This window comes from Streptomyces sp. NPDC048516 (assembly GCF_043199875.1).
In the GTDB taxonomy this organism is placed as follows: Bacteria; Actinomycetota; Actinomycetes; order Streptomycetales; family Streptomycetaceae; genus Streptomyces.
On sequence record NZ_JBICWS010000001.1, the window covers coordinates 564125 to 579094 of the forward strand.

10 protein-coding genes are annotated in these 14970 nt (G+C 74.7%); 2 read left to right on the forward strand and 8 right to left on the reverse strand.

Annotated elements, in window-relative coordinates:
* Positions 1–10: 10 nt before the first annotated feature.
* Together ACGFR7_RS02580 and ACGFR7_RS02585 are read right to left on the reverse strand one after the other, a co-directional pair.
* Positions 11–406 (reverse strand): thiol-disulfide oxidoreductase DCC family protein, encoded by a 396-nt coding sequence (locus ACGFR7_RS02580; protein WP_393312123.1) that lies wholly within the window; start codon positions 404–406, stop codon positions 11–13.
* A gap of 184 nt (positions 407–590) precedes the next feature.
* Complete coding sequence (locus tag ACGFR7_RS02585; protein ID WP_393312125.1) at positions 591–1094, reverse strand: hypothetical protein; 504 nt, start codon at positions 1092–1094, stop codon at positions 591–593.
* Positions 1095–1333: 239 nt separating this feature from the next.
* Between ACGFR7_RS02585 and ACGFR7_RS02590 the strand changes: the two genes are divergently transcribed.
* Positions 1334–2155 carry an SDR family oxidoreductase gene (locus ACGFR7_RS02590; RefSeq protein WP_393312127.1) on the forward strand — a complete coding sequence of 274 codons (822 nt, stop codon included), beginning with the start codon at positions 1334–1336 and terminating at the stop codon, positions 2153–2155.
* A 44-nt stretch (positions 2156–2199) separates the two neighbouring features.
* Positions 2200–2703: a metallophosphoesterase family protein gene (locus ACGFR7_RS02595; RefSeq protein ID WP_393312129.1), complete on the forward strand. Its 504-nt coding sequence runs from the start codon at positions 2200–2202 to the stop codon at positions 2701–2703.
* Positions 2704–2806: 103 nt separating this feature from the next.
* Here ACGFR7_RS02595 and ACGFR7_RS02600 read toward each other — a convergent pair whose 3' ends face one another.
* From ACGFR7_RS02600 to ACGFR7_RS02625, 6 genes are all read right to left on the reverse strand, one after another.
* The gene (locus ACGFR7_RS02600) at positions 2807–3313 is read right to left on the reverse strand and encodes a DUF664 domain-containing protein (protein WP_393312131.1); all 507 of its coding nucleotides are present in this window, start codon (positions 3311–3313) and stop codon (positions 2807–2809) included.
* 286 nt (positions 3314–3599) lie between these two features.
* Entirely contained in the window at positions 3600–6455 is a 2856-nt protein-coding gene (locus tag ACGFR7_RS02605) for a condensation domain-containing protein (RefSeq protein ID WP_393312133.1), read from the reverse strand.
* The gene (locus tag ACGFR7_RS02610; RefSeq protein ID WP_393312135.1) at positions 6445–8361 is read right to left on the reverse strand and encodes an amino acid adenylation domain-containing protein; all 1917 of its coding nucleotides are present in this window, start codon (positions 8359–8361) and stop codon (positions 6445–6447) included. The genes ACGFR7_RS02605 and ACGFR7_RS02610 overlap by 11 nt, the downstream gene beginning before the upstream one ends.
* A gap of 1 nt (position 8362) precedes the next feature.
* Positions 8363–10300 (reverse strand): non-ribosomal peptide synthetase, encoded by a 1938-nt coding sequence (locus ACGFR7_RS02615; RefSeq protein ID WP_393312137.1) that lies wholly within the window; start codon positions 10298–10300, stop codon positions 8363–8365.
* A complete protein-coding gene (locus tag ACGFR7_RS02620) occupies positions 10297–13509 on the reverse strand; it encodes an amino acid adenylation domain-containing protein (protein WP_393312139.1) in 3213 nt (1070 codons plus the stop codon). The genes ACGFR7_RS02615 and ACGFR7_RS02620 overlap by 4 nt, the downstream gene beginning before the upstream one ends.
* Before the next feature lie 141 nt (positions 13510–13650).
* A complete protein-coding gene (locus ACGFR7_RS02625; RefSeq protein ID WP_393312141.1) occupies positions 13651–14946 on the reverse strand; it encodes a non-ribosomal peptide synthetase in 1296 nt (431 codons plus the stop codon).
* Positions 14947–14970: the final 24 nt, after the last annotated feature.

A 14970-nucleotide genomic window follows, 5' to 3' on the forward strand; every position in this document is an offset into this window, starting at 1 on the left:
GACCGTACTCTCACTGCTTCCCCCGGCCACCGCCGGAGGGCGGCAGCGCGCAGGCCGCCGTACCGCCCGGCATCCGCTGACGATTCCTCGCGATGATCCGGTACACGCCGTGGGCGATCCACCGCACGGGCGGGAGCGTGAGCAGCGCTCCCACGACCGGCCACCCGCCGCCCGCGCTCATCAGCAGCTTGGCGACAGCCTGGGCGCCCCCGTGTACGGAGCCGGCCGGGGTCACCCACAACACTTCGCGCTCGGCGCGCTGTTGCGCGATGCCGAGCCGTGCGAGGTCGGTGAACTGCCAGGGGGTGGCGTCACAGCGCGGCCGCAGACGCCGTTTTGCGAACCTGACCGAGGACGTACAGAAGGCGCAGTCGCCGTCATAGACAAGTACGGGTTGCCGCTGCATCTTCCCGTCCCCTTCGCACCGGTGCCCTGGCAGTCACCATGATAGGTGCGTCGCCTCCCCGGCACGCCCGGCGGGCCCGTTGCTCGGTGGGTGCCGCCGGGCGCATGGGAACCCGGGCCCGGGCCGTATACGGACCGTGCCGGGTGGCCGGGTGGCCGGGTGGCCGGGTGCGTGGGTCGCCGGGTCAGTCGGCCAGTAGGTGGTACAGGGCCATGGGCGTGACGTAGCCGGGCCAGCGGCCGTCGGCGAACAGATGGACACCGGCGTCCAGGTAGCACTGGTCGGCGAGTTGGGAGCAGATCATGTGCCGGGTACTGGCGACATAGCGGCGCAGCCCCGGAACGGGCAGGTGGAAGCGGTGCGTGGCGATCGCCAGGTAGTCGAGGAAGCTGTAGGGGACCCCGGCGTAGCGAGTGGCGGCGGCGCAGATGCCGCTGCGCTGCCGCTCGGTGAGCCGTTCCGGGCAGACGTAGACCACGTCCGCGCCGGCGTAGGCGGTGAGGGACAGGATGCGGGCGCCGCCCGGCTCGGCCTCCAGCAGCCGGTCGCCGGGCAGGACCAGGAAGGCGTGTTCGTAGTCGGTGAAACCGTCTCCGTTGATCCACTGTCCGAAGCGGATCAGCTGACCGGTGACGCCGCTCATTCTGGTGAGACCGATGTCGCCCGGCAGGGGATGGGTGTGCTTCATGAGCAGCTCCCAGAGCCAAAGGGGGGTTCCCGTGGGTCATACCCGCTGTCATGGCGTACGGACCGCGTCCGCGGCGGCGGGTGGCGGAGTGTGGCGGTGGACGGACGCCGATGCCGGTGGAGGGCAAGGGGCAGATGGCCGAGGGGGAGGGACAGCGGCGGCTCGGCGGGGTACGGGTGTGCGGGACCGGGTTCGGCCGCCGCGGGCCGAAGAGAGCGGGCGTAAGGAGTGGGAAGACGATGAGCAGCTCAGCGTCCGGGGAGTCGGTGACGGTGCGTCAGGACGGCGCTGGGGTCGCGGGTGGTGGCGGGGCGTCGCTGTCGGGCAGCGTGGCGCTGGTGACCGGGGCCTCCAGCGGTATCGGTGCGGCCGCCGCCCTGGCGCTGGCCCGGGAGGGCGCTTCCCTCGCCCTGGTCGCCCGCCGGCGCGAGCGACTGGAACACCTCACGCAGACCATCGTCGAGCACGGAGGGGCATCCTTGGCCCTGACGGCCGATCTCGGTGACGCGACGCAGGCGCGGCGGGTGGTCGAGGAGACCGTCGACCACTTCGGGCGGCTGGACGTCCTGCTGAACAACGCGGGATTCGGTGCGCGCGGCGCGGTGGAGGACAGCGACCCCGAGAACTGGGACCGGATGGTCGGCCTCAACTTCACGGCGGTTCTGCGGATGTCGCACGCGGCGCTCCCGCATCTGCTGCAGGCGGCACACGACGGGCCCCGGGGCGTCGCCGACCTGGTGACCGTCAGCTCGGTCGCGGGCCGGGTGCCCCGCAAGGACAACAGCGTCTACTCGGCCACCAAGCACGCGGTGTGCTCCTTCAGCGAGGCGCTGCGCCAGGAAGTGACCGGACGGCAGGTCAGGGTCGGACTCGTCGAACCGGGCATGACCGCGACGGAGATGACACGTGGCGGCAGCCAGGCCGCATCGGCCCACGGGATGCCGCAGGAAAGCTGGCTGCACGCCGAGGACATCGCCCGCGTCATCACCTTCATGGTCACCCGGCCGCCGCATATGGCGGTCAACGAGATCACCGTGCGGCCGACCGCCCAGGAACACTGACCGCCCCGACCCCCGCGTCCGCGGCACTGCCGAGGAGAGGCCCCGTGCGACTCCTGCTCATCTCCGACACCCATCTGCCCCGGCGCGCCAAGGTGCTGCCGGCCCAGCTGCTCGGCGAAGTGCCCCGCGCCGATGTCGTCCTGCATGCCGGCGACTGGGTCGACACCGCCACGCTGGACCTGCTGCAGGATCGCGCCCGGCGGCTGATCGGGGTGTACGGCAACAACGACGGCCCGGACCTGCGGGCCCGGCTGCCCGAGGTGGCGTACGCGGAACTGGCGGGCGTCCGGTTCGCCGTGGTCCACGAGACGGGCCCCGCGCAGGGGCGGGAGCGCCGTTGCGCCGCACGGTTCCCCGAGCTCGATGTGCTGGTGTTCGGCCACAGCCACATCCCCTGGGACTCCACGGCGGACGACCGGCTGCGCCTGCTGAACCCGGGGTCGCCGACCGACCGCCGCCGGCAGCCGTACTGCACCTACATGACGGCGGAGCTTGTGCAGGGCCGGCTCGCCGGGGTGGAGCTGCACCGTCTGCCCCGCGGCGGATGAGCCCGCGGTGACCGCCGCACGGCCCGCGCACTCCTCGCGGACCCGCCCGTGCACGCGTCACCGACCGGCCTGCGCACTCCGCACCGACCGGTCCGCGCACTCCTCACAGACCGAGCAGGCCGCGGACGTAGGCGGCCTGGCCGGCGTGCTGCAGATCGTCGGCGATCACGCTGACCAGGCGGACTCCCAGGGTGACGGGCGGTGTCCAGCCGCGGTCGACGACGCGCTTCATGTCCTTGTCGTCGATCCCGGCGAGGTACTGGACGGTGTTGTCGTGCACGGCGCCGTGATAGCCCGTCAGGAGCTGTGCGCTCAGGTCCCCTACGGCCGCCACGTCCTTGCCGGAGTGTCCGTAGCCGGTGTCGTCGGCCGCGAAGGGGAGCCCGAAGCTGTCGTACCAGCCGTCCGCGGTCCAGATCTGCTCGGTGCCGGCCACCCCGGCGAGGTGGTCGTCCTGGATCCTGGTGAGGTGCCAGACCAGCCAGGCGATCGAGTTGGCGTCGTCGGGGCGGGTGCTGAGTTCGTCGGGGTCGAGCCCGGAGACCACGTCCTCGACGACCTCACGGATGCGTCCGAAGGCGTCGACAAGCAGATCCGTGCTGGCGTTCATTCAGGGCTCCTTTGCGGCGGCGGAGGTCCTCGCGCGGAAGGTCCGCGGATACCGGTACCGGTGGACCGAGGGGTCGCGCTCCGGTGGCGGTCAGGCACCCGGAGGGCGTCAGCCCCGGCACCCCGCCCATGGTCGCAAGCCGGCCCCGGGAATCGGTGCGGGGCAGGCCGAGAGGCCAGATTTTCCCGGATCGGGGAACTCGATCGCGCGCCGGAAGGGGCGGCCACGGGAGACGCCCGGTGGCCCCCCACGGGTCACCGGGCGTCTTCTGCCGATCTGCCGGGCCTCAGGGCCCGGCAGGTCCGGTCATTGCGGCCAGCACGGAGCGCCAGTCCTCGCCCGGCCGTGCGCGCAGGGACGGGGCCAGCCGGCCGGCGTGGTAGTGCCAGCGGTGATCGAGGTCCGGGTGGACCTCGTCCGTCTCCTGGATCTCGCTGTCGCTGCCGAGCAGTTCGGTCAGCCCGGTGGCGAGGTCGTGCCAGGAGAGGTGGCCGCTGACGGCGTTGGCGACGCCGTGCACGGGCGAGTCCAGACAGGAGACCACGGCCCGGGCCAGGGCCGCGGCGTGCACCCAGGCCGCGCCGTACCACGCATGACCGTGCGTACCCGGCCGCGGAAGGACGATCGGCCGGCCCTCCCGCGCCGCCTGGTAGAGCACCCCGGTCGCACCCCAGCGCAACTGGTCCCGCAGCCGTTGGTGCGCTCCCCAGACGAGCGGGGAACGGACGGCGCTCGCGCCACCCCGGCCCTGGGCGCCGGCCGCCCCCAGCAGCAGCCCTTCGCAGTCGACCTTCGCCTGTCCGTACGCGCTCAGCGGCTGCTGCGAGGCGGACTCCTCCGCCACCCACTCGCCCGCCGGGTGCCCGTAGGCGTCCACACTGCTGACGAAGACGAACGGGCCGCGCGACCAGGTGCCGACCATCGCGGCCATCGCCGTCACATCGACCTCGGGCCGGGTGAAGGTGCAGGCGGAGTGGATCACCGCGTCGGCGCTGCCGACGGCCTTGCGCAGGCCGTCCAGGTCGGTGAGGTCGCCCTCGACGACGTCCACGCCTTCCCCGGCGACGAGGTGGGCCGATTCGGGCCGGGCCAGGGCCAGGACCGGACGTCCCCGAGCGGCCAGTTCGCGCAGCACGAACGCGCCGACCCCGCCGGTAGCGCCGGTGACCAGCACCGTGCCCTCGCGCGTGCGCCGCGGGCGGGAGGGGGCGGCCGAGGGCGCGGCGGCCCGCTCCGCCTCACGTGCCGCCAGCAGCGCGGTGACCGCGCGCGGGGTGCGGGCCTGCATGATGTCCAGGCCGGTCAGCGGCAGTTTCAGCGCCTGGCGCAGACGCTCGGCGAGCTGGACGGCGACCAGCGAGTGGCCGCCGAGCAGGAAGAAGTCATCGTCCGGCCCGGGGGCGTGCCCCAGGAGGCCGGTGAACCCTTCGGTCACGGCATCCGCGTGCGCCCCCTGCGGTGCGGGGGCCGACGGGAACCCCGGGAGCCGGGCCGGATCCGGCGTGCCGTCGGCCGTGCGCGGAAGGGAGTCCAGCAGGGTCACCGCGGCGGGCACCAGGTCAGCGGCGAGCGCCGTGCGCAGACGGGAGCGGAGCTCGGCGGGGGAGGGGCCGCCGATGCCGCGCAGTACGGCATAGGCCAGCAGCGGGCCGCCGGCCGGTTCGACCACGGCGGCCTCGGCCACCCCCGGGTACGAGCGCAGCAGCACCTCGGCCGGGTGTCCGCCGCCTTCGCCCCCGGGCGCCGGCGGCCCGCCGGGCAGCTGGGACAGCCGGAGGCCCGGGTCGTCCGCCACCGCGGTGAGCAGGGCGGCGTGGTGCGCCCCGAGCGCGGCCGCCGCCTCCTCGTCCAGCGCGGTCCGGCTGTACTGGACGATTCCGGCGGGGGCGTCGGTGTCCACCATGCCGAAGGAGAGGTCGAACTTGGCTTCTCCGGCGCCGACCTCGACGTAGGTGTCCGCCAGGCCGGGCAGCCGCAGCGTCGTGGGTTCGCCCAGGACGTCCGCGGTCACCCGGATCAGCGCCGTCCCGTCGGGGTTGCGGGCGGCGGCGCCGAGGCGGTCGAGGATCAGGTCGAAGGGCACCTCGCGGCGCTGCTGGGCGTCCAGCAGCGCCTCCCGTACCCGCTCCAGAAGGTCGGTGAAGGACGGGTCGCCGGCGGTGTTCACCCGGACCGGAAGGGTGTTGACGCACAGTCCGACCAGGCCGCGCATCTCCGGGCCCTGCCGGTGGGTGCCGGCGACCCCGATCACCAGGTCGTCCTGGCCGGTGAAGCGGTGCAGTGCGGCGAAGGACGCGGCGAGCGCCACGGTGAACAGGGTGGACCGGTGCGCGCGGCCGAGTTCGCGCAGGGCGGCCGGCACCCGAGGGTCGAGCGGGGCGCTGTGGACACCGGCCGGGCGGACGCCGGTGTCGGCGGGCGGGTGCGCGGGGCGGGGCAGACGCAGCGGCCGGACGCCTTCGAGGCGTCCTGCCCAGTGGTCCAGGCCCGCTTCCAGAGCGTCGGCGGCCGCCTGCTCACGGCGCGCGAAGTCTGCGTACTGCGCAGGTTCCGGCTGCGCCTCGGTGGCGGTGCCCTCGGCGGCGGCCGCGTAGCTCCGGGCCAGTTCCCCGGCAATGGTCTCCAACGAGGCGCCGTCGATGGCTATGTGATGGAACGTCAGCAGCACGGTGTGGTCCTGCTCCGCGTGCCGCAGGACCAGGGCGCGCGGCAGGGGCCCGGCGGCGAGGTCGAAGGGGCGGTGCGCCTCCTCGTCCAGCAGCGCGCCGGCGCCGTCCGCGTCCGTCTCCACGACACGCAGCGCGATCGCCTCCGGAGCCGGCAGCACCTCCTGGTACGGCTCACCGTCCTGCTGCCCGTAGCGGGTGCGCAGAATCTCGTGACGGCGTACCAGCGAGGTCAGCGCGGCGGCCAGCGCGTCCAGGTCGAGCGGGCCGCGCAGCCGGGTGGCGAAGGGCACGCTGTAGGAGGCGTCACCGTGGCCCAGCCGGTTCATCAGCCACATGCGGCGCTGGGCGTGGGAGAGCGGGGCGGGTCCTTGGCGGACGGTTGCGGGAGCGGCGGCGGGCCGGGCGGCGCGGGAGCGTGCCCGGCGCAGCAGCTCCTCCTGGAGCGCCGCGGCGGCGGGGGTGTCAGTGGCCATCGGTGTCCTCCGGGGCGCCGGGGCGCAGATCGCTGTGCGCGGCGAGGAGCGCGCGCTCGACCAGCGCGGCGTGCCCCGCCACCGTGGGGGCGGCGAAGAAGTCGGCGAGCGTCAGCTCGACGCCGAGCTCTTCGCGCAGGTCGTCGGTGACCGCGAGCGCGAGCAGCGAATGACCGCCCAGCGCGAGGAAGTCGGCGTCCGCCCGCGTGACCTCACGGCCCAGTGACCGGCCCCAGACCTCGGCGACGGCCTGCTCCAGCGGGCCCAGCGGCCCGGCCGCCGCGTCGGGCAGATCCGCGGTGACCAGGTCCGTCAGCGCGCGGCGGTCGACCTTCCCCGAGGCGGTGAGCGGCAGCGCGTCGACCAGCTGCACCTCGTCGGGGACCAGATGGGCGGGCAGGAGGGCGGCGAGCCGGTCCTGCAGGGTGACGGGGCGCGGCACCGGGCCGGGTGAGGCCACCACGAAGGCGGCCAGGCGGGCGTCGTCGGGGGAGGGGCGGTGCACGGTCACTGCCGCGTCCGCCACCTCGGGCTGCTCCCGCAGGGCGTGTTCGATCTCCGCCGGTTCGATCCGGAAGCCCCGGATCTTCACCTGGTCGTCCGTCCGCCCGTGGAAGTCGAGGGTGCCGTCCGGACGCCGGGAGACGAGGTCACCGGAGCGGTAGAGGCGCCCCAGCCCGGGCCGGTCGCGGAAGCGCTCGGCGGTCAGCTGCGGCTGACCGGTGTAGCCCAGCGCCAGCCGGCTGCCGCCGATCCACAGTTCGCCGCGCTCCCCGTCCGGGACCGGTTGCCCGGAGTCGTCCAGAAGGTGCACGGTCGCCCCGGCGACCGGCCGGCCGATGGGCACCTGGCCGTCGCAGTCGGCGTCGGTGACGCGGTGGGCCGTGGTGAAGGTCGTCGCCTCCGTCGGCCCGTAGCCGTTGACCAGTTCCAGCCAGGGGAAGGCGTGGAGCACGTCGCGGGCGTGGTGCGCGGACAGCGCCTCGCCGCCCACGATCACCGTGCGCAGCAGCGAGAAGAGCCGCGAGCGGCGGGCGGCCAGCTGGTGGAAGAGCGCGGTGGTGAAGAAGGCGACGCTGACGCCGTGGCGCTCCACGTTCCGGGCCAGGTCCTCGAACGAGGGCCGTTCGGCGGTGCACACCACCACGGCGGCTCCGTTGGCCAGGGCTCCCCACACTTCGAAGGTCGAGGCGTCGAAGGTCATCGGCGAGTGGAAGAGCACCCGGTCGCGGGAGGTGAGGGTGAGGTATGCCGGGTCGGAGACCAGCTCGGCGATCGCACGGTGCGGGAGGGCCACGCCCTTGGGCCGGCCGGTCGAGCCCGAGGTGAACATGATGAACGCGGCGGCGTCCGGGCCGAGTTCGGCGCCGGTGAGGTCGCCACCGTCCACCAGCGGTGCACCGGGCAGCGCAAGAGCCGGACCGGAGAGCGCCGCCGATTCGAGGAGCTTGCCGTCGCCGACGGTCAGCGTGGCGCCCGCGTCGGCGGCCAGTGCCTCGGAACGGGAGCGCGGGTGCGCCGGATCGAGCGGTACGCACACTGCGCCCGCCCACCACAGCGCGAGCTGGGCGACGACCGTGCGGGCGGAACGCGGCATCAGCAGCGCCACGGCGTCACCCTGGCGCACGCCGTGCTCACGCAGATGGGCGGCGAGCGCACGGGCCGAGGAGACGAGCTGGGCGTAGGTGAGCGTGGTGTCGCCGTCCGCCACGGCCAGGGCCTGCGGGGTCCGTGCGGCATGCCAGGCCACCAGGGCCGTCAGTCCGGCCGTGGGTGCGGGCCGCTCGGCCTCCGGGGCGGGCGCGGGGTGGTCACCGGCCGGGGTGCGCTCGTCCTGCGGGGTGCCTTCGGTGGGCACGGGATCTTCCTTCCGGGTGTCGGGGGAGTGCGGGGTGCGGGTGGTCATCTCAGGCTCCTGCCGGTTGCCGCGCGGCGAGGCGGGTGTCGACGAGCAGCGCGACGGCGCGCAGGTCCGGCTGGCGAAGCAGCTCGGGGGCGCGCAGCCGGACACCGCTCTCCTTCTCGATGACGGTCAGCAGCCGGGCGGCGAGCAACGAGGTGCCGCCCGCCCCGGTGAAGCTCTCGGCCAGCGAGATCTCGGACCGGGCGAGCAGATCGCGTACGGCGCTCAGCACAAGCCGCTCGCCGGGGGTGGCGCCGGCGGGCCCGATGCCGTCCGCGGGGGCATCGCCGGGACGGGGTGCCTCGGCGGCTGCCTGCCGGGTCAGCTCGGCCCGGTCCACCTTGCCGTTGGCGTCCAGGGGGAAGGAGTCCACGAACCGTACGTCCGAGGGCACCGCCTGCTCAGGAAGCCAGGCGCGGACGGCCGGCAACAGCGCGTCGGCGGTGAGCACGGCGCCGGCCGCCGGCCGTACGTACGCCACCAGCCGGGTGTGGCCGTCGGCGGTACGCGGCGCGGTGACGACGGCGCCGAGGACCGCCGGGTCCTTCTCGAACGCGGCCTCCACCTCGGCCGGTTCGATCCGTACCCCGCTGATCTTGACCTGGCCGTCGAGGCGGCCCAGAAATTCCAGCGCACCGTCGTCCGGCATCCGCACCCGGTCCCCGGTGCGGTACAAGCGCTCCACTCCGGGCAGATCGATGCCCTCGGGCACGGCCGGGAAGCGGCGCGCGGTCAGGTCGGGATCGAGGTAGCCGAGCGCCAGACCGCTTCCGCCGATGAGGAGTTCACCTTCCGCTCCCCGCGCGACCGGCCGGCCGTCCGCGTCGGCGACGACCACGGTCACGCCCGGGAGAGGGTGGCCGATCGGCGGCGCGGACTCCGTGTCCGCCGCGTCGTCCGTGCCGTGCATGGCGTACACGGTGGAGACCACGGTGGCCTCGGCCGGCCCGTAGGCGTTGTGCACGGTGGCGGTCACCTCGGCGCCCGGCCGGCGCCGCATCCGGTCACCGCCCACGAACAGATGACGCAACGCCAGGCCCTGCGGCCAGGGACGTTCCAGCAGCGGCTCCACCATCGGGGTGGCCGAGACCACCGCCGTCACCGCGGACGCACGCCACCAGTCGGCCAGCACCACCGGGTCCCAGCGGACCTCGTCGGGCGCGGGCACCAGCGCCGCGCCGGACGTCAGCCCGGCCCACAGCTCCATCAGATGAGGGTCGAACGCGACGCCGATCAACAGCGACTGCCGGTCACCGGGGGCCAGCCCGGTCGTCGCGCGGTACCAGTCCAGCAAGGTGCCGAGCGCGGGCTCACCGACGGCCACCGCCTTGGGGCGGCCGGTGGACCCGGAGGTCAGCACGGCGTAGAACGCCCCGGGGGGTGCGGAACGGGCCGTGGCGCCGGGGTCGGCGAACGCCGCCACCACCGTGGCGGTGGCGTTGGCGCCCTCGCCGGGCAGCGCCAGCGGCAGGTGCTCGGCGCTCCGGTGCCGGGGCGGCAGGACCTCGGGATCGCCGATCAGACAGACGACGTTCAGGTCCTCGGTGACGGCGCCGGTACGGCGCTCGCCCGGGCGCGGGCCCAGCGGCAGATAGACGGCGCCGATCCTGGCGAGCGCGACGGCGGTCACCACGAGTGCGGCCGAACGGTCGAGGCAGACGCCGACCAGGTCTCCGGGGCGGACCCGGTCACGCAGCGCCCGTGCGGCCTCGTCGGCGGCGTCGTCGATCTGCCGGTAGGTCCAGCGGTGCGCACCGTCGATCACCGCCGGAGCCTGCGGGGAGCGGGTGGCCCACTCCTCGAAGAGGGCGAGCACGCCGCTCCCCCCGTCGGTGGCGGGCAGGGCGCCGTGGGCGATGCTGAGCGAGCCCTGCGGTGCGGGCAGTTGGCCGTCGCAGGCGGTAGCCGGGGCCGGCGTCCGGGCGGTCATCGGCTGGGTCATCGGGACTCCGTCACGGTGGTCGGGGCGGCGGGAGCGGGCGCGGGCACGGCAGGGGTGCCGACGGCCGCGAGCGCGGTGGCCTGGTCGGCCAGCACCGGGTTCTGGAACAGCAGCCGCAGCGGCGGACGCTGCCCCAGCCGCGGTTCGAGCCAGGCCGCCAGCTGCGCGGCGAGCAGCGAGTGGCCACCGGCCATGAAGAAGTCCGAGGACGCGTCGAAGCGGCCGTGGCCCAGGGCCTCCCGCCAGCCCTCGGCGAGCAGTTCCGTCATCGGATCGGACGCCGGTGCCGGACCGGACGGCAGCTGTGCCGGTGCGCCGGGGCTCTCCTCGGCGGGGGCGGCCGGCTCCATCGCGGCGGCCCGGAGGGCCAGCGCCGCGCGGTCCGGCTTGCCGCCGGCCAGCCGCGGCATGGCGTCGAGCCGTGCCCAGCACCCCGGTACCAGGGCGCTCGGCAGCCGGCTGCTCAGCTCGGTGTGCAACGCCTGCTCGTCCCACGGCGCAGCGCCGTTTGTGTCCTCCAGGAAGCCGACCAGCCGGGGCCCGCCCGCGGCCGCACGGTCCAGGACGACGGCGCAGGACCTGCCGCCGAGCGCGGCGGAGGCGGCAGCCTCCACCTCCTCCAGCTCGATGCGGTAGCCGCGCAGTTTGATCTGGTGGTCGCGTCGTCCCAGGAAGTACAGCTGACCGTCGCGGCCGCGGTAGCCGAGGTCACCGGTGAGGTAGACCCGCTCACCGCCCAGGGCCTCGACGCCGATGAACCGGGCGGCGGTGGTCTCCGGGTTGCCGACGTAGCCCTCGGCCAAGCCGGCTCCGGCGATGGCCAGTTCGCCGACCGCGCCGTCCGGCAGCGGCCGGTGGTGCGCGTCCAGGACGTGGATCCGTTCGCCGGGCAGCTCGGTGCCGAGCGGGATCTCCGCACCGTCGGCGAGACCGTCCGGGGTGAGCTCGTGGACGGTGGAGCTGATGGCGGCTTCCGTGACGCCGTAGACGTTGAGCACGGTGGTGTCGGTGTCGGCCAGGTAGGCACGCATCACGTCCGCCGGGAGGCGTTCGCCACCGAGCACCAGCAGCCGCGGCGCCCAGTGCCCGTCGCGCAGCACGGGGCGCATCTCCTCGCGGGTGGCGAGGAAGTAACTGGTCGGCAGGTTGGCCACGGTGACCCGCGCGGCGACCAGCAACGCGGCCAGCTCGGCGCCGGTCAGCACCTCGTGCTCGGGGGCGACCAGGCACGCCCCGGCGTACAGCGACGGCAGCACCTCTTCGAGAGCCACGTCGAACGTCGGCTGCGCGAACAGCAGCACCCGGTCACCCGGTTCCAGGCCGAACCGGTCGGCGGCGCCCGTCAGATGGTTCTCCAGCGCCGCGCGGCCGACGGCGACGGGCTTGGGAATGCCGGTCGAGCCGGAGGTGTGGATGATGTAGGCGGCACCGGGGACGACCTCGGCCGCCCGCGCCGGCGGCAGGGCCGGCGCGTCGATGGTGGCCGTCGGCAGCCCGCCGGGAAGCGTGACGGGCGCGTCCGCGGAGGTCAGCACCAGCGCCGGACCCAGCCGGCCCAGCAGCAGCTCCAGGCGGGCCGGAGGATCGGAGGGCGAGAGCGGGCAGTACACCGCACGGGTCCGCAGACAGGCCAGCAGCGCCACGACCGAATCGGCGCCGCGGGGCAGCACCGCGGCCACCGGCTGCCCGGCGGTCACCCCTGCCGCCCGCAGCCGCTGCGCCAGCGAGGTGACCCGGTCGTCGAGGTCGCCGTAGGTGATCCGGCGGGCGCCGATGAGCAGCGCGGGCAGGGACGGGTCGTGCGCGGTGGCCGGGTCGAGCGGATCGTGTGCCGGTGCCGGGAGCGCGGCGGCCGGGAGGGCCTGCGGCGGGGCCGTCGGCGCCAGGTCCGCCAGGGTGGCGCCGGGAGCGTCGAGGTAGGCCCGCAGCAGGTCCAGGAACCGCCCGGCGAGCAGCTTCGCCACGTCCTCGCCGAACATGTCGGCGTCGTAGTCCCAGACCAGGGTCATCCCCGGCGCGCCGTGCCGGAGGCTGACCCCGCGCCGGTCGTCCGGCAGCAGCACCACGTCCAGGTCGAAGCGTGTGGTGCCGGTGTTGAAGCCCTCGAACAGGGTGATGTCCAGGCCGGGGACGTCGATCTCGGGCAGCTCGGCGTCGTGGGCGCTGAACATGACGCTGAACAGCGGGTTGTCGGCGCCGGAGGTGTGCAGCCCGAGCGTGCGGGTCAGCTCCTGGATCGGCACCTCCTGGTGCGGCAGAGCACGGATGAGGGTGTCGGTCACCTCGTCCATGGACTCCTCGGCCGGGGCGGCCGGGTCCAGCCGGAGCGCGAGCGGGATGGTGTTGACGAACATGCCCACCGCGCCCTCGAAACCGCGCGGGCGGTTGCCGACGGCGGTGCCGATCACCATCTGCGAGCGGCCGCTGTGCCGGCGCAGCAGCTCGGCGAAGAGCCCCAGCAGCGTGGCGAACGGCGTCAGACCGCGCTCCCGGGCATGGCCGCGCAGCGCCTGTGCCAGATCAGCGCCGATCGACTGCCGCAGCTGGGCACCGCGGTGGCGGCGCCGGGAGCCGGGCCGGGTCAGACCGGGCAGTGGCATGTCGTAGGACATCTCGCGCAGTTCGCCGGCCCAGAACTCCAGGCTGTCGTGCCGCTCCCCCTTCTCCTCGTCCCGGGCGCCCGCCCGGACGTGGTCGGCGTACGAGGGCGCGGGCGGCAGCTCCACCGGCTCGCCCAGGACGTGGCCCCGGTAGACGTTGAACACATCGCGCAGCAGGATCGCGAACGAGTGGCCGTCGTGGATCAGATGGTGCTCGACATGGATGAGCCGGTGACATTCCTCCGCGAGCCGGACCAGCGTCCAGCGCAGCAGCGGTGCCTCGAAGGTGTCGAGCGGGGTCTCCGCCTCGGTGCGCAGCAGCTCCTGGAACGCGGCCTCCGGGTCCGCCTCGCCGCTCAGGTCCACCGTGTGCAGCCGTGGCACACAGGCCTCGGCGACCCGCTGCCCCGGCATCGCCCCGTCAACGGCGACGAGTTCCAGCCGCAGACCGGGGTGCCGGTCGAGCGTGGCGGCGAGGCCGCGGCGCAGCGCCTCGGCGTCGAGGGTGCCCCACAGGTCGAGAGCGGCGGTGAAGTTGTAGGCGCGGCTGCCCGGTTGCACCTGTTCGTGCAGCCAGACGATCTCCTGCGAGGAGGAGAGCGGAAGCATGGGCGGTCCCTGAGGTTGTCGGGGCGGGTTTCTCCGGCCGGGGCGTGGTCGGGCCCGGCCTGGGGCGCAGACCGGCCGCGGATCGCGCGGCCAGGGCTGGCGGTGTCGGTGAGCGAAGGCGGGGCGGGGCCCCGGGAGGGGTCAGCCGGCCGTCGGCGCCGGGGTCCGTAGTGCGCCGGCGAGCGCGGTGAAGGCACTCTCGGCGGTGTCGTCGGAGAGGATCGCGCGGTCCCACACCATGCGCAGGTGCAGCTCGGGGCCCTGGGTGACGGAGACCGCGAAGGGGCCGCGCACGGCCCTGCCGTCGATATGGATCTCACGGCCCGTCACCCCGCCCAGCCGCAGCGGGGGGTGCCGCCGGGAGTCGTCGACGGTCAGCATGCCGTCGAGCCGGCCGGTCCATCCTGAGCCGGCCGCGCGGGCGGCGTGCACCACGGCGTCGAACGGGGTGGCGGCGTGGTCCAGGTCGTCCCACCAGGCTTCGGCCGTAGCCGACGCCCCGGGAGCGTCCCCCGTGGCGGTAGGGAAGACCACGGTGTTGAGGAAGCAGCCGAGCACCGGAGCGGCACCGGGCGGCCGGCCGCCCCACGGGTAGCCGAGCGGCACCACCCGGCCCGCCCCGAACAGCGCCGCCGCGGCCGCCCGGCAGGCGCCCAGCAGTTCGGGGAAGGGCACCCCGGCCGGCGGCGCGGGAATCCGCAGCGCGGCCGCACCGCTCGGCGCCGTCCCGGCGGAGAGGGGCCGGTGCCCTGGCACGGGGGCCTGTTCGCGCACCGCGCGCAGCCGTTCGCCCCAGTACGCCATCGCCGCCGGTGCGCCCGCGCGCTCCTCCGCGTCGAGCTGGAGCAGCACGGCGTCCCGGTAGGCGGCCAGCTCGGCCGCGACCTCCGAGGGGGAGGGCCGCTCGGCGCCGGCGTCTTCGTCGTAGGCCGCGCCGAGTTCTCCGACGATCCGGGCCAGCGACTGGCCGTCGCACGCGGCGTGGTCCAGGACCACGGCGAGCACGTCTTCCGCGCCCTGCGGCCCGTCCTGCGCCAGGAACAGCCGCAGCGGCGGACCCTGTGGGGTCCAGCTGCCCAGGGCGCGGCGCAGCACGGTGGCCGCATCCTCGCCGGGCGCGCAGTCCAGACGGGTCACGGGTACCTGCGGCTCTTCCGGGCGCAGCGCGGGGGTGCCGCGCAGCACGGTGAGGCGGGAGCGCAGTACGGGATGCAGGGCGGCGAGCCGGTTCGCGGCCGCCGTGAGGCGTACGGGATCCACCGTGCCGCGCGGAAAGGCGAAGAACATCGGCACGAGATCCGGCCGCCCGGCGGGGTCCATGGCACGCACCAGTGCGAAGCGACGCTGGGCGCCCGTGACGGGCAGCAGGACCGGGGCCCTGTCGCCGGAGTCGAGCCGCCGGTAGCGGGCCAGGTACTGGCTCGTGATGCTGAGCACGTGATCCTCTCTGACATGACTGAG